The sequence below is a fragment of the Micromonospora sp. HB375 genome, assembly GCF_017872985.1.
GTDB lineage: Bacteria > Actinomycetota > Actinomycetes > Mycobacteriales > Micromonosporaceae > Micromonospora > Micromonospora chalcea.
Genome location: NZ_JAGGJO010000001.1, coordinates 3,186,971 through 3,205,107 on the forward strand (window position 1 = coordinate 3,186,971; position 18,137 = coordinate 3,205,107).

General features: G+C 74.1%; 18 protein-coding genes and 1 pseudogene. 12 read left to right on the plus strand and 7 right to left on the minus strand.

Features of this window, described 5'->3' with window-relative positions; translation table 11 throughout:
* Positions 1-26: 26 nt before the first annotated feature.
* Positions 27-1,466 (plus strand): serine/threonine-protein kinase, encoded by a 1,440-nt coding sequence (locus J3R08_RS14590; protein ID WP_209961618.1) that lies wholly within the window; start codon positions 27-29, stop codon positions 1,464-1,466.
* 3 nt (positions 1,467-1,469) lie between these two features.
* Here the strand turns inward: J3R08_RS14590 and J3R08_RS14595 are convergent, their stop codons facing one another.
* The gene (locus J3R08_RS14595; protein WP_209961621.1) at positions 1,470-2,162 is read right to left on the minus strand and encodes a carbon-nitrogen hydrolase family protein; all 693 of its coding nucleotides are present in this window, start codon (positions 2,160-2,162) and stop codon (positions 1,470-1,472) included.
* A gap of 66 nt (positions 2,163-2,228) precedes the next feature.
* Here J3R08_RS14595 and J3R08_RS14600 point away from each other — a divergent pair, with 66 nt between their 5' ends.
* Entirely contained in the window at positions 2,229-3,002 is a 774-nt protein-coding gene (locus J3R08_RS14600; protein ID WP_043324597.1) for a DedA family protein, read from the plus strand.
* Here the strand turns inward: J3R08_RS14600 and J3R08_RS14605 are convergent.
* Both J3R08_RS14605 and gdhA read right to left on the minus strand, forming a co-directional pair.
* Positions 2,966-4,363, minus strand: a complete 1,398-nt coding sequence (locus J3R08_RS14605) for a S9 family peptidase (protein WP_051610961.1) — start codon at positions 4,361-4,363, stop codon at positions 2,966-2,968. The genes J3R08_RS14600 and J3R08_RS14605 overlap by 37 nt on opposite strands.
* Positions 4,364-4,515: 152 nt before the next feature.
* On the minus strand, positions 4,516-5,847 hold the full coding sequence (gdhA, locus tag J3R08_RS14610; RefSeq protein ID WP_209961623.1) for an NADP-specific glutamate dehydrogenase: 1,332 nt from the start codon (positions 5,845-5,847) through the stop codon (positions 4,516-4,518).
* Between the two features lie 92 nt (positions 5,848-5,939).
* On the opposite strand from gdhA, the gene J3R08_RS14615 reads away from it, so the two are divergent.
* The 4 genes from J3R08_RS14615 to J3R08_RS14630 are packed head-to-tail and all read left to right on the plus strand — an operon-like array spanning position 5,940 to position 8,848.
* Positions 5,940-6,263, plus strand: a complete 324-nt coding sequence (locus tag J3R08_RS14615; RefSeq protein ID WP_209961626.1) for a MazG-like family protein — start codon at positions 5,940-5,942, stop codon at positions 6,261-6,263.
* Positions 6,264-6,319: 56 nt separating this feature from the next.
* On the plus strand, positions 6,320-7,147 hold the full coding sequence (locus tag J3R08_RS14620) for a hypothetical protein (protein WP_069088214.1): 828 nt from the start codon (positions 6,320-6,322) through the stop codon (positions 7,145-7,147).
* Between the two features lie 16 nt (positions 7,148-7,163).
* Positions 7,164-8,135 (plus strand): pirin family protein, encoded by a 972-nt coding sequence (locus J3R08_RS14625; protein WP_209961628.1) that lies wholly within the window; start codon positions 7,164-7,166, stop codon positions 8,133-8,135.
* A gap of 44 nt (positions 8,136-8,179) precedes the next feature.
* Positions 8,180-8,848 carry a hypothetical protein gene (locus J3R08_RS14630; protein ID WP_187692769.1) on the plus strand — a complete coding sequence of 223 codons (669 nt, stop codon included), beginning with the start codon at positions 8,180-8,182 and terminating at the stop codon, positions 8,846-8,848.
* A 297-nt stretch (positions 8,849-9,145) separates the two neighbouring features.
* Here the strand turns inward: J3R08_RS14630 and J3R08_RS14635 are convergent, their stop codons facing one another.
* Positions 9,146-9,415 carry a DUF2795 domain-containing protein gene (locus J3R08_RS14635; protein WP_030502657.1) on the minus strand — a complete coding sequence of 90 codons (270 nt, stop codon included), beginning with the start codon at positions 9,413-9,415 and terminating at the stop codon, positions 9,146-9,148.
* A gap of 166 nt (positions 9,416-9,581) precedes the next feature.
* On the opposite strand from J3R08_RS14635, the gene J3R08_RS14640 reads away from it, so the two are divergent.
* On the plus strand, positions 9,582-9,989 hold the full coding sequence (locus J3R08_RS14640) for a DUF2267 domain-containing protein (RefSeq protein WP_064446174.1): 408 nt from the start codon (positions 9,582-9,584) through the stop codon (positions 9,987-9,989).
* A gap of 10 nt (positions 9,990-9,999) precedes the next feature.
* Here the strand turns inward: J3R08_RS14640 and J3R08_RS14645 are convergent, their stop codons facing one another.
* Entirely contained in the window at positions 10,000-11,178 is a 1,179-nt protein-coding gene (locus J3R08_RS14645; protein WP_043324590.1) for a CaiB/BaiF CoA-transferase family protein, read from the minus strand.
* Between the two features lie 243 nt (positions 11,179-11,421).
* Here J3R08_RS14645 and J3R08_RS14650 point away from each other — a divergent pair, with 243 nt between their 5' ends.
* The 4 genes and pseudogenes from J3R08_RS14650 to J3R08_RS32725 form a co-directional block, all read left to right on the plus strand.
* A complete protein-coding gene (locus tag J3R08_RS14650; protein WP_043324589.1) occupies positions 11,422-12,456 on the plus strand; it encodes a TerC/Alx family metal homeostasis membrane protein in 1,035 nt (344 codons plus the stop codon).
* A 50-nt stretch (positions 12,457-12,506) separates the two neighbouring features.
* The gene (locus J3R08_RS14655; protein ID WP_043324587.1) at positions 12,507-13,106 is read left to right on the plus strand and encodes a sulfite oxidase-like oxidoreductase; all 600 of its coding nucleotides are present in this window, start codon (positions 12,507-12,509) and stop codon (positions 13,104-13,106) included.
* Positions 13,107-13,146: 40 nt separating this feature from the next.
* Positions 13,147-13,866, plus strand: coding sequence for a ferredoxin reductase (locus J3R08_RS14660; protein WP_176722796.1), 720 nt, complete (start codon positions 13,147-13,149; stop codon positions 13,864-13,866).
* A 47-nt stretch (positions 13,867-13,913) separates the two neighbouring features.
* Positions 13,914-14,084: pseudogene (locus tag J3R08_RS32725) on the plus strand (DUF6510 family protein); the annotation flags it as partial.
* On the opposite strand, the gene J3R08_RS14665 reads toward J3R08_RS32725, so the two are convergent.
* Together J3R08_RS14665 and J3R08_RS14670 are read right to left on the minus strand one after the other, a co-directional pair.
* Positions 14,010-15,770 carry a glycosyltransferase gene (locus J3R08_RS14665; protein WP_209961630.1) on the minus strand — a complete coding sequence of 587 codons (1,761 nt, stop codon included), beginning with the start codon at positions 15,768-15,770 and terminating at the stop codon, positions 14,010-14,012. The pseudogene J3R08_RS32725 and the gene J3R08_RS14665 sit on opposite strands and share 75 nt — an antisense overlap.
* A gap of 163 nt (positions 15,771-15,933) precedes the next feature.
* Positions 15,934-16,590 carry a C39 family peptidase gene (locus J3R08_RS14670; RefSeq protein WP_064446171.1) on the minus strand — a complete coding sequence of 219 codons (657 nt, stop codon included), beginning with the start codon at positions 16,588-16,590 and terminating at the stop codon, positions 15,934-15,936.
* 860 nt (positions 16,591-17,450) lie between these two features.
* On the opposite strand from J3R08_RS14670, the gene J3R08_RS14675 reads away from it, so the two are divergent.
* Positions 17,451-17,966, plus strand: a complete 516-nt coding sequence (locus tag J3R08_RS14675; RefSeq protein ID WP_280841751.1) for a GNAT family N-acetyltransferase — start codon at positions 17,451-17,453, stop codon at positions 17,964-17,966.
* Positions 17,967-18,137: the final 171 nt, after the last annotated feature.

An 18,137-nucleotide genomic window follows, 5' to 3' on the forward strand; every position in this document is an offset into this window, starting at 1 on the left:
TGCCGCGCATGGCAGCCTGGTGAATTATGTCGCCGTTCACGCCCGCCCTGCGCCTGCACGACCGCTACGTCCTGCGTGAGCGCATCGGCCTCGGCGGGATGTCCGAGGTGTGGCGCGCCGACGACGAGGTGCTGCACCGGCCCGTCGCGGTCAAGGTCCTCGCCGGGCAGCTCGCCGCCGACCCGCAACTGCGCGCGGTCATCCAGCGCGAGGCCCGCGCGGCGGCGCGGCTGACCCACCCGCACGTGACCCAGGTGTACGACTACGCCGAGGCGACGCTGGACAGCGGTGTCGTGGTCCCGTACCTGGTGATGGAGCTGGTGGAGGGGCAGACGCTCGCCGACCGGCTGGCCGGCGGGCCGCTGGCCTGGCCGGACGCGGTCCGCACGGCCGGGCAGGTCGCCGGGGCGCTGGCCGCGGCGCACCGCATCGGCGTGGTGCACCGCGACATCAAACCGGCGAACGTGATGCTCACCGAGACCGGCGCGAAGGTGCTCGACTTCGGCATCGCCGCGCCCGCCGGCCCGCATCCGGTCACCGGGCAGACCGGCGTGCTGCTGATGGGCACCCCCGCCTACTTCGCCCCGGAACGCCTCGACCCGGGCCCGGCGCATCCGGCCGGTGACGTGTACGCGCTCGGCGTGCTGCTGTACCGCAGCCTCACCGGCCGGGCCCCGCTGCCGGTGCGCAGCTGGGACGACGTGCTGGAGGTGCGGCGCACCCGGCCGCCGGTGCCGCCGCCGCGGGTGCCCGGCCTGCCGCCGGAGATCGCCGACCTGGTGCTGGCCTGCCTGGACGTGGACCCGGCGCGGCGGCCGAGCGCGGCCCGGCTCGCCGAGCGGCTCGGCGCGGGCCGCCCGGTGGATCCGCCGACCGCGATCCTGCCCACCGTGGCGCCGGTGACGCGTTCGCCCACCCTGGTCGAGCGGGTTCCGGCCGCCACGGCCCGCCCGGTCGCGCCGGGGCGTCCCGGCGCGCCGCCGCGTCCGGCGGTCTCCTCGAACCGGCTGTTCGGGCTCCTGGTCGCCGGCGCCGTGGTGCTGCTGCTCGCGGTGGTCGGCTCGCTGGTGTGGGGTGACGGCCCCGGCGCCCCGCCGGCCGCCGCGCCCACGACTGGCCCCACGACCGGCGCCGCCGAGGCGCCCGCGCCCGAGCCGAGCAGCGCGGCGCCGCCGTCGACGGCGGCCGAACCGGTGACGCTGCGGCAGCTCGGCGACCGGTTCGACGAGCTGCTCGACCGGGCCGAGTCGATCGGGCTGATCGAGCGCAAGGTCGCCGACGACCTGCGCAAGAAGGTCGCCGAGCTGGACCGGGGCAAGCCGAAGGACCGGGAGAAGCGGGTCGAGGACCTGCGCGAGAAGATCGACGACGCGGCCGAGGACGAGAAGATCGACCCGGTCACCGCCACCGCGCTGCGCAAGCTGCTCGACGGCTACGAGCGGCTGCGCGGCGGCGACGAGGGCTGAGTGTCACCGCAGCGTGGCGGTGACCACCTCGCCGGTGTCCGTGCCGGCGCGGGCCACCGGCTCACCCGCCGGTGACCAGATCCCCGAACCACCCGCGGCGCGCGCGTACCCGCCCCCTGTCGACCCGGCGAAACTCGCCGTCGCCACCCACACGCCGTGCGCGGCGGCGACCCGGCGGGCGCGTTCGTCGGGCACCGCCGCGTCGTCGGCCGACTCCAGCACCCCGGCCAGGTAGGCGTCCGCGCCGAGCGCCACCGTCGCCGCCGCGTGCTCCGGCGTGCCGGTGTCCTTGCAGACCGCCAGGCCCAGCCGCCAGCCGTCCACATCGAGCACCGCCGGCTCCCGGCCCGGCCGCATGTGCTGCGGCTCCGCGCCACCCAGGCACATCTTCAGGTACGCCACCCGCACGCCCTCGGCGTCGATCGCGAGCACCCCGATGTGCGGTCCGGGCACCGGCGCGCCGGCCAGCGCCAGCGTCCCGGTCTCGGCGCACGCCGCCCGCAGCGGTGCGAGCCGGGGATCGGCCGGGTCCAGCGGCGCGGCGTCCAGTTCGTACCCGGTCAGTGACATCTCGGGGAAGAGCACCACGCGGGCGGCGGCGGCACGCACGGCGTCGGCGTGCCGTGCCGCGTTGCCCGCGACGTCGCCGGAGCGGGTGAGCGGCTGGGCGACGGCGATCCGCAACGGCGTACGCATGGCGTACACGATAATGGTTTCCATGACGCGTGGTCGTCCGCAGCTTCGCCCCGTAACGTTGGTCGGATGATCGGAAACGCACAGCTGCTCGCCGGCCCCCGGGTGAGCGCCGCGCGGGCGGCAGAGCCGTCCGGTGACGGAGTGACCGGCTGGGTCACCGGCCTGATGGAACGGCTCGGCGGTCCCGGCGCCGGCCTCGCGGTGGCGCTGGAGAACCTGTTCCCGCCCATCCCCAGCGAGGTGATCCTGCCGCTGGCCGGCTTCACCGCGAGCCAGGGCAAGATGAGCCTGGTCGGTGCGATCGTCTGGACCACGATCGGGTCGATCGTGGGCGCGCTGGCGCTCTACTACATCGGCGCGGCCCTCGGGCGGGACCGGATGCGCGCCCTGGCCGAGCGGCTGCCGCTGATCAAGCTGGAGGACGTGGACCGCACCGAGGCGTGGTTCCTGCGCCACGGCGTCAAGGCGGTGTTCTTCGGCCGGATGATTCCGATCTTCCGCAGTCTCATCTCCATTCCGGCCGGGGTGGAACGCATGCCGGTGCCGGTGTTCCTGCTCTACACCGCGCTGGGCAGCCTGATCTGGAACACCACGTTCGTGCTCGCCGGGTACTTCCTCGGCGAGCAGTGGCACGTGGTCGAGGCGTACGCGGGCACGTTCCAGAAGATCGTGATCGTGGCCGTGATCGCCGGGTTCTGCTGGTTCGTGGTCAGCCGGGTCCGCCGCTCGCGCCGGAGCGCCCTCGCGGCGGAGGCGGCGCCGGCGCCGGAATCGGCGCCGGAGTCGGCCCGGCAGGGCACCGTCTACCGCGGCGGCTGGTACGGCCGCGAGGAGGACTGAGCCGGGCAGGGCGGATAGAGCGGGCGGGTGCCGGCCCCGGCGGCCCGGGCGGCCTGGTCGCTGAACCGGCAGCCGAAGTCCGGCGCCGCCACCGCGCGCCGGTCGGTGACCGCGTCGCCGGCCGGGCGCTTGCCGGTGCGGACCCAGCGGGTCAGGTCGTCCCAGGCGGCGCCGGCCTCGGCCGGGCTGAACTCGCAGTGCTGCGCGGTACGCACGGCCCGCTGCACCAGCAGCCGGGACCGGCCGTGCCGGGCCACGTCCCGGGCGTACGCCTGCTCCATGCCGAACGGCACGAACAGGTCACCGAGGCCGTGCAGGCTCAGCACCGGCGCGGTGGGCCGCCCGGCGATCCGGGGCACCTCGGTCAGACTCGGCGAGAGCCGCTGGCGCAGGTTCTCCGGCGCGACCCGCTGCACCGTCGCGTTCAGGTCGACCGGCTGGTTCGGCGCGTACCTGGTGAACAGGTTCGTGGCGAGCTGGCCGGGCCGCCGGGCGGGGGAGCCGTCCGCCTCGCTGACCGCGATGCCGAACAGGAAGTCCTTCCAGACCGCGAACGCGGCGTCGGCGCCCGGCCGCGGCCCACCGGAGCGCTCCACGGTGACCGCGCGCAGCTGCTTGCCCAGGTCGTTCGTGGTGTCGGGGCCGCCCGGAGCCAGTCCGGCCAGGCCGAGCGTGACCTGGATCCGGGGCACCGCCGAGGTCAGGTAGTCGGGCGGCGTCGGGTACGCGCGCACCCCCGCGAGGGCCTGCGCGACCAGGTTGTAGTCCAGGAAGAAGTCGAACAGCTCCTGGTCGCCGAGCACCCCGCACATCGGCAGCGCACCGGCGTAGAAGCCCGGGTACTGTTCCAGCGAACGGCCGATGACGTGACCGCCCATCGACACCCCGGCGATCAGCACCCGGTGCGGGCGCCGGACGGTACGGCTGAACAGGTCGGCCAGGGCGCGGGTGCTGCGCACGCCGGAGCGCACGTCGTAGCCGTTGCGGTCGTACGACGACGACGCCCACGCGTACCCCTGGGTCACCAGGCGCTGCCGCAGGTCGAAGCCGGGCGGCTCCGGCGACAGCTCGGTGCCCTGGCCGCGGTAGCCGTGCGCCCACATGACGAGGTCGCCGTTCCAGCGCCTGGGGATCTCGATGACGTACCCGGCGTTGGCGTGCACGCCCTGCCGCACGGTGGTGGCGGCGCCGCCGACGACAAGTGGCGGCAGCGGCGGGTTGACGATGGTGTAGCCGGGCAGCGGGCCGCTGCCGTCGTCGCGGCCGGTGGCGGCGGCGGGGGCCGCGCCGGTGAGGCCGAGCGTCAACGTGAGGGCCACGCCGACGGCGAGCAGCCGGCGGCGCACGGGTGAGGGCTGCATCGCTGCTCCCCGGGGGGACGGTGCCACCCCGGGACGGGGGTGACGACGCGGGACGGATGCCTACCGGCCGGTAGCGCCCTGAACCTAGGCCGGGCGTCGAGAGCTGTCAATCACTGACCGACCGCTCGGTCAGCGCCCGTCCCGCGTGCCGCTCACACCACGCCGTGCGCCAGCATCGCCTCGGCCACCCGCCGGAACCCCTGGATGTTCGCCCCGGCCACGTAGTCGCCCGGCAGGCCGAACTCCTCGGCGGTCGCCCAGCACCTGTCGTGCACGTCCCGCATGATCTCGCGCAGCCGCTGCTCCGACTCGCCGAACGTCCACGTGTCGCGGCTGGCGTTCTGCTGCATCTCCAGCCCGCTGACCGCCACGCCACCGGCGTTGGCTGCCTTGCCCGGCGCGAACCGCACCCCGGCCCGGCCGAGGATCCGCACCGCCTCCGGCGTGGTGGGCATGTTCGCCCCCTCCACCACGGCTACGCAGCCGCCGGCGACCAGCGCGGCGGCCTCCGCGCCGCCGATCTCGTTCTGCGTGGCGCAGGGCAGCGCCAGGTCGCAGGGCACCTCCCAGACGTTGCGGTCCGGGACCGCCACGGCGTTGCGGGCGTGCTCGGCGTACTCGGCCAGCCGTCCCCGGCGCTGCTCCTTCAGCTCCCGCAGCAACGCCAGGTCGATGCCCTTCTCGTCGACCACGTAGCCGCCGGAGTCGGAGCACGCCACCACCGTGCCGCCGAGCTGGTGCACCTTCTCGATCGCGTAGATGGCCACGTTGCCGGAGCCGGACACCACCACCCGCTTGCCCTCCAGGCTGTCCCCGGCCTGGCGGAGCATCTCGTCGGCGAAGAACACCGCGCCGTACCCGGTCGCCTCCCGGCGCACCTGCGCGCCCCCGTACGCCAGGCCCTTGCCCGTGAGCACGCCCGCGTCGTAGCGGTTGGTGATTCGCTTGTACTGCCCGAACAGGTAGCCGATCTCCCGGCCGCCCACCCCGATGTCCCCGGCCGGCACGTCGGTCTGTGGGCCGATGTGCCGGTACAGCTCGGTCATGAAGCTCTGGCAGAACCGCATCACCTCGCGGTCGGAGCGACCCTTCGGGTCGAAGTCCGCGCCGCCCTTGCCGCCGCCGATCGCCAGGCCGGTCAGCGCGTTCTTGAAGATCTGCTCGAAGCCGAGGAACTTCACGATGCCCAGGTAGACCGACGGGTGGAAGCGCAGCCCGCCCTTGAACGGGCCGAGCGCGCTGTTGAACTCCACCCGGAAGCCGCGGTTCACCCGTACCCGGCCCTGGTCGTCCTCCCACGGCACCCGGAAGATGACCTGCCGCTCGGGCTCGCAGATCCGCTCGACCACCTCGGCGTACTCGGGATGCCGGGCCAGGGCCGGACCGATGCTCTCCAGTACCTCGCGGACCGCCTGGTGGAACTCGGGCTCTCCCGGGTTCCGGGCGACCACGCCGGCGAACACCGACTCGACGGTCTCCGGCATCACGGGCACCTCCTCTCGCCTGGGCCGCAGACCTGCTGGCCTGCGTCGCCCCAGGATACGAACGGTCTGCGCGATCAGGTTCACTGGTCGCCGTGGACGCCACCATCTGGACAACGGCGCGGGACGCGCGCGCCTGGCTGGACGCCGCGAACGGCCGCGGCGACACCGAGCTGACCTGTCGCATCCTCAAGATCGGCGAGGAGGCCGGCGAGGTCGCCGCCGCCTGGATCGGGATGCTCGGGCAGAACCCGCGCAAGGGGGTGACGCACACCCGCGAGGAGGTCGCCGCCGAACTCGCCGACGTGGCGTTCACCGCGCTCGTCGCCATCGAGAGCCTCGGCCTGGACGCCCAGGCCGTGCTGACCACGTGCGCCGACAAGGTGCGCTCCCGTACCGCTGCCACGGAAAAGGAGTGAACCGACCGGGAAACGGACACGTATGACCCGTTGGGGACCGGCGAGAGGGGATGACCATGACCACATCCGAGGATGAGCCCGGCCTGACCCGACCCCGCTGGTCCGGCGCGGCCCGCCTGCTGGCCGCCGCCGCCGCGCTGGTGGTCGTGCTCGGCGGGGTGGCCGTGGCGGTGACGCTGTCCAACCCGGGCCGCCTCGGCGTGGTCTTCTCCGGCGGCGCGCCGCCGTCGCCCGCCACCGGCGCCGGAGGTGTCGGCGCGGCCGAGGCCGCCGGAGCGCAGACGCTCGCCGAGCCCCGGGGCGGCCGGCAGCGCGCCGAGTTCGAGCTGGCCGACGGTCTGACCAGGTTCACCCTGCGGGCCGCCGACCTCGGCGACGACCTCTACCGCATCGACGTGCCGGAGGACGGCGGCGTCACGCCGCGCCCGCAGATGGTCGGCGACCGGGTCCGCCTGCGGGTCGAGGAGAACGGCCGTCGCGGTCCGGCCGCCGTGGACGTCGTGCTCAACTCCCGGGTCACCTGGCGGCTACGGCTCGTCGGCGGCGTCAGCGAGCAGCGGCTCGACCTGGGCGACGCCCGGCTCGCCGGGATCGACCTGGTCGGCGGCGCGTCGCGGACCCGGCTGCTGCTGCCCCGGCTGAACGGGTCGCTCACCGTCCGGATGACCGGCGGGGTCAGCGAGCTGACCGTCACCGTGCCCGGCGGGCCGCCGGTGCGGGTGCGCGTCGCCGCCGGGGCCGGCTCGCTGACCGTCTACGACGAGCGGCACGGCGGGATCGCCGCCGGTGACCTGGTCAGCTCACCGGGCTGGGACCGGGCGGCCGAACGGCTCTACCTCGATCTGGCGGCGGGCGCGAACGCGGTGAGCGTCACGGCGGACTGAGCGTACAGTCGGGGCGGTGGACCGCACCGAATCCCTGCCCGCGCAGACGCTCCCGCCCGGCGTCGGCCCGACCGACCCGGGCAGCGTGCTGCTGCCCGGGCACGACGTCCCCCTCGGCCGCTACACCACGGTGCGCCGGCTGCTGCCCCAGCGGCAGCGCCGGATGGTCGGCGCGTGGTGCTTCGTCGACCACTTCGGGCCCGACGACGTCGCCGACCGGCCCGGCATGGAGGTGCCGCCGCACCCGCACACCGGCCTGCAGACCGTCACCTGGCTGCTCGACGGGGAGATCCTGCACCGCGACAGCCTCGGCAACGTCCAGCCCATCCGCCCCGGCCAGCTCAACGTGATGACCTCCGGGCGCGGCATCGCCCACTCCGAGCGCTCCCCGCTGGTGCACCCGCCGCTCATGCACGGCGTACAACTCTGGGTGGCGCTGCCCGACCCGGCGCGCGCCGGCGACCCGGACTTCGCCCACCACGCCGACCTGCCCCGCTTGCGCGACGGCGACCTGGACGTCACGGTGCTCGTCGGTGAGTTCGGCGGGCAACGCTCGCCCGCCGTCGTGCACACCCCGCTCGTCGGCGCGCAGCTCGAGGCCCGCGGCGCGGCGCCGGCCACGCTGCCGCTGCGCCCCGACTTCGAGTACGCGCTGCTGGCCATGTCCGGCGCCGCCGACTGCGACGGCGTGGCGCTGGCCCCCGGCGCGCTGCTGTACCTGGGCCTCGGGCGAAGCGCGCTGACCCTGAGCGCCGAACCGGGCACCCGGCTGCTGCTGCTCGGCGGCGCCCCGTTCGATGAGCCGCTGGTGATGTGGTGGAACTTCGTCGGCCGCTCGCACGAGGAGGTGGTGGCCGCCCGCGAGGACTGGATGGCCGGCCGCCGCTTCGGCGTCGTCGCCGACGACGCGGCGCCGCCGCTGCCCGCGCCCGCGCTGCCCACCACCCGGCTCAAGGCCCGCGACCGCAGCGGCGGCGTATCCGGCTGACCGTCGTACCCGCATGCCGGGCCGTCGCCTGGGTAGTCCACGGCATGCCGACAAAGACCGCCCCGCGCGACGTCGCGGACAAGAAGCGGCTCGCCCGCCGGCTCGCCGGGGACGGCCGCGGGTTCGCCGAGTGCTTCGGGTTCCGGGTGACGAACAACCCGGCCCAGCTGTTCCAGGTCCTCTACCTGTCCGTCCTGCTGGCCCGCCGGGGCGACTTCCACCGCGCGGTCGACGCGGCCACGGCGCTGCGGGACGCCGGGTGGGACACGGCGGCGCGGATGGCCCGCTCGCGCCACGAGGACCGGGTACGCGTGCTGCGCGCCGCCGGGCTGCGCGGCGACCTGGCCGGGCTCGCCGACACGCTCGGCGACCTGGCCCGCACGGTCGTCGACACGTACCGGGGCGACCTGCGCCGGCTGCGCACCGCCGCGCGTCAGGACCCGGCGGGGGAGCGGCGGCTGCTGACCGCACTGCCCGGAGTGGACGACGAGGTGTGCGACCTGTTCCTGCGCGAGGCGCAGGCGCTGTGGCGCGAGGCGGCGCCGGTGGCCGACCGTCGAGCGCTCGCGGCGGCCCGCCGGCTCGGCCTGGGCCGTACCGCCGGTGACCTCGCCGGGCTGGCCGGCAGTGGTGAGTCGGAACAACTGTCGTGGCTGGTCGGAGCGCTGGCGCGAGTGGAGCTGGAACGCCGGTACGCCGAGGTGACCGCCTGAGCGCGTACGTGCGCCCGGACACAGTTCCGCGAATCTCACCCGTTCGGCTGATGTTGCGTCGTATGATGATCGTGGCAGCGATGCCCGCCCGGTTCGGGCGAACATCTCACCGCCTCGCGGTCGCGACCCGGTTCGGGCGTGAACCGCGGGGGACAGGTGCTGCGTGGCGCCCCAGGTCGCGGTTCGTGACCCGGGGCGCTCGCCTGTCCGGGCTGCGCGACCGGCCACAGAGGAGCCCAGCTTTTCCGCACGCGCAGAGGCCGGCGGCCGTGTCGCCCGCCGGCTCTCCCGCCGTGCTCAGATGCCGCGCAGGTGCTGCGACACGCGCGGGTGGTTGTCCCGGGCCTGCGCCGCGCGCTGCGAGCGGCTCACCTCCGGGGCCGCGTCGATGCCGGCCGAGCGGGCCACCTCGGTGCCGTTGGCGTAGTCCACCGGGGGCAGCGCGCGCAACGCCCGCAACACGTCCGGCGGCGCGCCCTCCCGCTCCGCCTCGCGGATGACGTCGTCCTTCCCGGCCGGGTAGTCCAGCGCGGACAGGTACTCCAGGACATCCGAGTAACTCGCCATCAGTCGGGCTCCTCGCGGCAGTAGTTGGGGTCACGACCGGGCGGCGGTTACCCGCCGCGCCGCCGCTCACGCCCGCCGCCACCGGAAAACCTGCCGCCCCGTCGCAACCGTTTCCGCCGCGCCGGGGCGGGTAGCCGCGCTGGGCGCACCGAAGGGGGTACCACCGATGCACTACCTGACGTTCGTGGGCCGGGTCGCCCGGCTCACCGGCACCAGCGAGGACCGCGCCGCCACGCTCACCGCGGCCACCCTGGAGACGTTCGCGCAGCGGCTGACCGGTGGCGAGGTGCTTGACCTGGCCGCGCAACTGCCGAAACCGCTGCAGGGGCTGCTCAGCCCGTACCCGCGGGACGAGGCGGCCGAGCGGTTCGGCGCGGCGGAGTTCGTGGCCCGGGTCGCCCGCCGGGCGGACTGCGACGAGAACACCGCCCGCGACGCCGTACGCGCGGTGTTCACCACGATGCGCGAGGCGATCGGCGGCGGCGAGTTCCAGGACGTCGTGGTCCAGTTCCCGCGCGACTACCGCGACATGGTGGAACCGGCGCTCGCCCCGGCCGCCGCGCGCCGGCGCTGACCGCCCACGATCAGGCGATCACACCGTCCGCCCGCAGCGCGGCGATCCGGGCGGCGTCCACCCCCGCCTCGGCGAGGACCTCGTCGGTGTGCTCGCCCGGCCCCGGCGGCGGGCGCCGCACACTTGTCGGGGTGGCCGAGAAACGCGGCGCGGGCGCCGGCTGGGTGACCCCGTCCGGCGCGACGAAGGTGTCCCGGGCGCGCAGGTGCGGGTGCTCGGGCGCCTCGGCCCAGTCGAGCACCGGCGCCACGCAGGCGTCAGTGCCGGCCAGCAGCTGCGTCCACTCGTCCCGGGTACGGGTGCGGAACAGCCGCGCCCAGGCGGCCCGCAACGCCGGCCAGTTCGCCGGGTCGTCCCGGTCCAGCGCGTCGCCGCTGTCCGGGCCGTCGTCGCCGTCCAACGGAAAACCGGTGAGCCGGACCAGTTCGGCGTAGAACTGCGGCTCCAGCGCGCCGACCGCCACGTACCGCCCGTCGGCGCACTCGTACGTGTCGTAGAAGGGCGCGCCGCCGTCGAGCAGGTTCACACCGCGCGGGTCCTGCCACAGCCCGATGCCGCGCAGCGCGTGGATCTGGGTGGCCAGCACCGAGACGCCGTCCACGATGGCGGCGTCGACCACCTGGCCGGGCGCGCCGCCGCGTACCGCGTACAGCGCCGCGACCACGCCCAGGGCCAGCATCATGCCCCCGCCACCGAAGTCGCCGAGCAGGTTCATCGGCGGCACCGGACGCTCACCGGCCCGGCCCACCCCGTGCAGCGCCCCGGTCAGCGCCAGATAGTCGATGTCGTGTCCGGCGCTGTGCGCGAGCGGGCCGTCCTGCCCCCAGCCGGTCATCCGCCCGTACACCAGGCGCGGGTTGGCGGTGAGGCAGTCGTCCGGGCCGAGGCCGAGCCGCTCGGTCACCCCGGGCCGGAAGCCCTCCACCAGCGCGTCGGCCCGGGCGGCGAGCGCCAGCACCAGGTCACGGCCCGCGGGCTGCTTCAGGTCCACCGCGATCGAGCGGCGGTTGCGGTTCAGCAGGTCGCCCGGGAACGCGCCGAACCCGCCGCCGCCGGGCCGGTCGATGCGCACCACGTCGGCGCCGAGGTCGGCCAGCATCATCGCCGCGAACGGCCCGGGGCCGATCCCGGCCAGCTCGATCACCCGTACGCCGGTCAGCGGTCCCTGGACTGTCACCTGCGTCACCATAGGGGCCGCGGTGACCAGGCGCCATGCCCTGAGCCGCCGCCCAGTCTGTTGACCAGGGCAAGCATCCGTGTCCCGACTTGGCGTCCGGTCCGGCGGTGACCTAGCCTTGTCCAGGCGAGGGGAGTACTTCCCAAAAATCATTCCGGTCAGTACGGCAAGCCGCCGAGGCGAGCCCCGGGTGGTTGCCCACGGAAACGTGGGTGAAGGAGACCTCGAACATGACACGGTGTTCGAGGAGGTTCCATGCCCGAATTGTCCCCGCTGGCTGCGGCCGAACTGTCGTCGGTCGGCACGCCCACGCTGTGGGCGGTGACGATCGTCGGCGTGCTCGTGCTGCTGGTGCTCGACTTCCTGGTCACCCGCAAGCCGCACGAGGTCTCCATCCGTGAGGCCCTGGGCTGGTCGGCCTTCTACATCGCGCTGCCGCTGGCGTTCGGCGCTTGGATCTGGTCCCGCTGGGGCAGCCAGCAGGGCATCGAGTACCTCACCGGCTACCTGGTCGAGAAGTCGCTGTCGGTCGACAACCTGTTCGTCTTCATGCTGCTGCTCGCCGCGTTCGCGGTGCCCTCCGTGCTGGCCCAGCGGGTGCTGCTCTACGGCATCGCGGGCGCCCTGGTACTGCGCGGTGTGTTCATCGCGCTCGGCGCCGCCGCGCTCAAGACGCTCGACTTCGCCTTCCTGCTCTTCGCGCTCATCCTCGTCGCCACCGCGGTGAAGCTGCTGCGCGACGCCCTCAGCGGGCACGAGCAGGAGGTCGACATCAACAAGATGCGGTCGGTGCGGCTGCTGCGCAAGGTCATGCCGGTGGTCGACGAATACCACGGCACCCGGATGACCATCCGGCAGAACGGCCGCCGGGCGCTCACCCCGTTCGCGCTCGTCGTGGTCGCGGTGCTGGCCACCGACATCGTGTTCGCCGTCGACTCGGTGCCCGCCGTCTACGGCATCACCGAGGACCCGTACCTGGTCTTCGCCACCAACGCCTTCGCGCTGCTGGGCCTGCGGGCGCTCTACTTCGTGCTGCACGCCGCGCTGAGCCGGCTCGTGCACCTCAGCTACGGCCTGGCCGTCATCCTGGCGTTCATCGGCCTCAAGCTGGGCCTGCACTGGGCGCACGGCATCTGGGAGGGCGTGCCGGAGATTCCGACGCTGGCCTCGCTCGGCGTGATCATCGGCGTCCTGGTGATCGTCACCATCACCAGCCTCCGGGCCACCCGCAACAGCGGCGACGGCCAGCGCACCATCGTGCACGAGGTGCAGGGCGGAGGCGGCGCCTGACTCGGTGGGAACCGCTGCCCCGGCACGGCCGGCGGTGGTACGACTGACGGGTGGGAATCGTCTCGCCGGGCTTCCAGGGCCGGCCCCGTTCGTCCGCGACCGACCTGCCGCCGGGGCAGTACCTCACCGAGGACTTCCCGGTGCTCTCCGCCGGCCCGACGCCGCGGGTGCCGCTCGACACCTGGGAGTTCGTGCTGACCAGCGAGACCGGCGCGGAGTACCGCTGGTCCTGGGACGAGATGATGGGCCTGCCGCAGGACACGCCGACGGTGGACCTGCACTGCGTCACCCGCTGGTCCAAGCTCGGCACCACCTGGCAGGGCGTCTCCCTGGACACGCTGCTCGACGGCGTCGACACCACCGCCCGGTACGCGCTGGCGCACTCCTACGGCGGCTACACCACCAACCTGCCGCTGGACGACCTGCGCGGCGGGCGGGCCTGGGTGGTGCACACGTACGACGGGGGGCCGCTGCCGGCCGAACACGGCGGCCCGGCGCGGCTGCTCGTGCCGCACCTGTACCTGTGGAAGTCGGCGAAGTGGGTGCACGGCATCCGGCTGCTCGTCGACGACCGGCCCGGCTTCTGGGAGACCGCCGGCTACCACGACTACGGCGACCCGTGGCGCGAGCAGCGCTACCAGGGCGACTGAGGTGACCGCGCAGGCGCAGGGCCGCCGCGTCGCGCCGCTGATGTGGCGGGTGGCCCGGCTCGTCGAGCGGCGGATCGAGACGCCCACCGCGCAGACGCTGGTGCTGGACGTGCCCGGCTGGCCCGGCCACCTGCCCGGGCAGCACGTCGACCTGCGCCTGACCGCCGAGGACGGCTACCAGGCCGCCCGGTCGTACTCGCTGGCCGGCCCGGCCGACGGCGAGCGGATCGAGGTGACGGTGCAGCGGGTGCCCGACGGGGAGGTGTCGCCATACCTGACCGACACCTACGCCGAGGGCGACCCGATCGAGGTGCGCGGACCGGTCGGCGGCTGGTTCGTCTGGCGTACCGACGAGACCGCGCCGGTGCTGCTGGTCGGCGGCGGATCCGGCGTCGTGCCGCTGATGGCGATGATCCGCGCGCGCCGGGCCGCCGGCAGCCGCACCCCGTTCCGGCTCGTCTACTCGGTGCGCACCCCGGACGACGTCATCTACGCCGACGAGCTGCGCCGCCGCGCCCGCGACGACCAGGGCCTGGACGTCGCGTACGTCTACACCCGCGCGGCGCCCGACGGCTGGCGCGGCGAGCCGCACCGGATCGGCCTCGCCGACGTGAACAGCCACGGCTGGCCGCCGGACCTGGAGCCGCTCTGCTACGTCTGCGGCCCCACCGGATTCGTGGAGACAGTGGCCGACCTGCTGGTGGGGCTGGGCCACCCGACCCGGCGCGTGCGGACCGAACGGTTCGGCCCGACCGGCTGACGACCCGAGGAGAGCGGATGACCGACCTGTCCTACCTGGATGGCAACATGCTCGACGGGCCGTTGCGCGAGGTGTTCGCCGTCGACCTGAGCGCCACCACCGGGCGCTGCGACACCTGCGGGATGACCGGCCCGATGGCCGGGCTACACGTCTACTCGCACGCCCCGGGCCTGGTCGGGCGATGTCCCGCCTGTTCCGGAGTGATGGTGCGCCTGGTCCGCGCGCCGCAGCGGGCCTGGCTGGACCTGCGCGGCACCACGTACCTCCAGGTGCCCATGCCGGCCGAGCCGGCCTTCCGCGCCGCGCCCTGACGTCTGCGCGGGGCCGTGCCCCGCTGTCTGCGCCGCGGCTGGACCGCGCCGGCCGCGCCGGCGCAGCCGCCCGACGAGCTGCCCGACGGTCACCGGCACCACGGACAGGACGAGCTGACCGTTGCGCCCGTCGACGGTGGCCGCGACCGCGTACAGCCGGGCGCCGTGCCGCAGCAGGCGGGGCCGCCCGGCGGCGAGCCGGGGCGCGCGCACCGCGGCCCCGCCGCGCCCGTGGCCGCCGTCCACCTCGGCGCGTACCGGATGCCGCCGGCCGCCCGCGCGGCTCGCGGCCAGGAGCCGGTCGAGGGGGAACTCCGTGCGGACCGTGCGGCCGGTCGGGTCGCCGGCGTCGACCCGGGTGGCGCCCACGACCGCACCGGCCAGCAGCCGCACCGGTCCCGCCTCCGCGGCGAACCGGGGGTACGGGCTGCGCGCGGTCACCGTGAGCGTGTCCCCGTCGGCCCAGCTCACGTCGACGGCGTCCAGCCGCGCCAGCCAGCCGGCGCGTACGTCGGTGACGTCCGACCAGCCGGCCGGGGCGCCCGGATAGCCCGCGTGCCACCGGTCCCCGGCGAACACCGTCGCCGGCACCCCCCGGCCGGTGTCCTGCTCGATGACCGCCAGCAACTCGTCGACCCCGCCCGCGGTCACCGCGCCCAGCCGCAGCCGGGCCTCGATGCCGAGCCGGTCCCGCACGCCGTCAGTCACGTGCCGCCGCACCAGCCGGGCGACACCGGCATGCACCAGTTCCTGCGTGGCCCGGTCCAGGTGCCGGAAGTCGTCGCCGACCAGGTTCGCCAGCTCCAGCCCGACGTGGCGGCACAGCACCGCGTCCCGGCGCGGTCCCGCGGGGATCAGGCCGGCGACGAACGCGAACAGCCGCTCCACGCTGACCAGGCGCTGCTCGACCCGGCTGTGGTAGGTGATGTTGCGGGCGTCCAGGCGGCGCACCGCGTGGTAGTAGTCGTAGTCGCCCAGCACCGAGATCCGCCGGGCGTGGTAGCAGGCGGCCAGCGTGAACGGCTGGTCGCTGAGGACCGGCATGTCCTCCGGGAAGCGCAGCCCCAGCCGGTCGACCAGTTCGCGCCGGAACAGCTTCGTGTTCGCCAGCGACCAGGGCAGCGCCGAGTCGAACAGGCTCACGTCGACCGCGTTGCCGTCGGCGAACACGTCGGAGAAGACGTGCCGGCCGTTGACGCCCACCACCCTGCCGAGCACCACGTCCGAGCCGTACCGGTCGGCGGCGGCGACCAGGCGTTCGAGGGCCTCCGGGCCGAGCCGGTCGTCGGAACCGACGAAGAAGACGTACCGGCCGGTGGCCAGGTCCAGTCCCCGGTTGCACGGCGCGGCCGGACCACCGGAGTTGGGCTGGTGCGCCACCCGTACGGTGCCCGGGTACCGCGCGGCGTACCGGTCCAGCAGGCGGCCGCTGCCGTCGGTGGACCCGTCGTCCACCGCCACGATCTCCATCCGGTCCGGCCCGATCGTCTGCCGCAGCAGCGAGTCGAGGCACTGCCGCAGGTAGCGCAGCGTGTTGTAGACCGGTACGACGACACTCACGTCGGGGCGGTTCGTCGCCTCCTCGGCTGTCACTGCTGCTCCTTCGCGCTCGCCCGGGCGATCCGGCGCGACCCAGCGTGGTGGAGCGACCCGTCCGGGTGACGACACCCGCGTGACGACGAGGTGACCGGACGGCAGCCGTTGGATACGCCGAAGGGCCCGACCCCGTGGTGGGGGTCGGGCCCTTCGTCATCGGTCAGGAGCTGTAGCCGCGGCTGGCGATCCAGCGGGCGAGCTCGTCCACGTCCATCCGGTAGGAGGCCTGGTTCGGGTTCGCCGAGTCGGCGATCGTCACGACCTTCCCGCCGTCGCGGTAGCCCACCACGCTGATGTAGTGGCCCCCCTCGAAGGAGTGGGCGTTGCCGTCGGTGTCGGTCGCGGTGCCGGCGATGTTGGCCACCACGGCACGGCCGTCGTCGACGGTCTTGACCACGTCGGCGCGCAGCTTGTCGACCTTGTCGCGGTCGCGGGCCTTGTCCACGGGGATCTCGGTGGACTTGTAGACGTCCTTACCGGTCTCCTTGTTCAGCACGGGGGTGATGTCGTTGATGGAGTTGGTGCCGGCTTCGGTGGTGCCCATCTCCTCGGCCATGGCGTGTACGTCGATGTTCTTGCCCTGCACGCTCAGCGCGTTGCGGGCGGCGGCGGGGCCGCAGAAGTAGAAGTTGGGCTGGGCTTCGTAGCGGACGTCGAGTTCCCGCTCGCCGTGGCCCTTGCGGTCGGTGGTGACCTGGGCGGCGGCGCGCTCGGCCGGGGTGGCCTGGGCGGCGACGGCGGGGCCGGCGATCCCACCGGCGGTGGCGACGACACCAGCAGCGGTCAGAACGGTCTTGCGCAGCAGAGTGGTAGCCATGATGGTTGCCTCCCTGAAGTGGGGGATACGCGGCGGGGGTGCCACGGAGGGGGAAAGTCTTGGGGTGCCCGTGGAAGGGCTGGCACGCGGGCGGCCGGGGGGCCTGCTCTACGCGGCTCGGGGATGTAACGACCTGCGGCCGGGGATGATTCCCGCCGACCGTGGCTGCCAGCCGGGGGACCGGTGCCGTGGGCCTGGGGGATGTAACGACGACCGGGCCGGGGTCATTCCCGGGGACGGCGGCGTGCCCGTCGCTCGGGGATGTAACGACGTCGGGGCCGGGCCGATTCCCTGACCTGGCGACCCGCTCGCGCGGGCTGGTGTTCGGCGCTCGTCCCGGTGCCCCGGGGTCAGCCATGTACAACGCCCCGCGCCCGCCACCGATTCCACCCCCACGGTGGCACCGACCACAGCCCCGCCCCCGCAGCGACCAGACACAGACCGCCAAACCACCCCGCCCCGCACATGCGGACGGGTCCGCTGGCTCAAGAGCTCTCCGATCATCCATGCGTGCGCGATCTTGCACTATGTTGCCCGTCAAACCTCGCAAAACGTGCAAGACTCGGGCGCTAACTGCAAGATCGCGTGGGCGTGGGCGTGGGCGTGGGCGTGGGCGTGGGCGTGGGCGTGGGCGTGGGCGTGGGCGTGGTGCGTCTAAGGGGCGGACTGCTGGTCTTGCTGATCGGGCGACACCTCGCGTTGGGTGAGATCTTGGTACGAAATGGCCCCTATGGGGGCCATTTCGTACCAAGATCTCTTGTGGTCCTGAAAAGTGGAACGCTGCTCCCGGTGGGTAGGACAGCGGGTGGCGGAGCTGACCCGGGTGGGGCGGAGTGGGGGCGGTGGCCGAGAGTGGGACGGTGCGTTATCTGCGCAGCGACGGCCGCGTCGCCATCCGCCGCCCCCGTCCCGCCGACGAGGCGGAGTTCGTCGCCGCCGCCCGGCGCAGCCGTGATCTGCACCATCCGTGGCTGTCCGCGCCGGACGACACGCAGCTGTACGCGGCGTACCTACGCAAGATCCGGCGGCGGGAGAGTTCCGGGTTCCTGTTCTGCGACCGGGAGAGCGGTGAGATCGCCGGGTACGCGAACATCAGCGGCATCGTGTGGGGCGCGCTGCGCGGCGGCTACCTCGGATACGCGGCGTTCCACCCGTACGCCGGGACCGGGCACGCCTCGGCCGGGGTGCGGCTGGTGATCGGGTACGCGTTCGGGCCGCTCGGTCTGCACCGGCTGGAGGCGAACATCCAACCCGGCAACGAGCCGTCGAAGCGGCTGGCGCGTCGGCTCGGCTTCCGGCTGGAGGGCTTCTCCCCGGACTACCTGTTCATCGACGGCGCGTGGCGCGACCACGAACGCTGGGCGATCACCGCCTGACGACCGGCCGCGCCGCCGCCGAACCGAGCAGCCCCAGCTGCCCGGCTTCGGGAACGCGACCGGACTGCGGTACCCGGCCCGGTCCACCGCCCGCACACCGAGGAACACGTTGTCCTTGGACAGGTCGACGGTCACCTCGGTGACGTCGCCGACCGGCAGCACCCCGCGGCG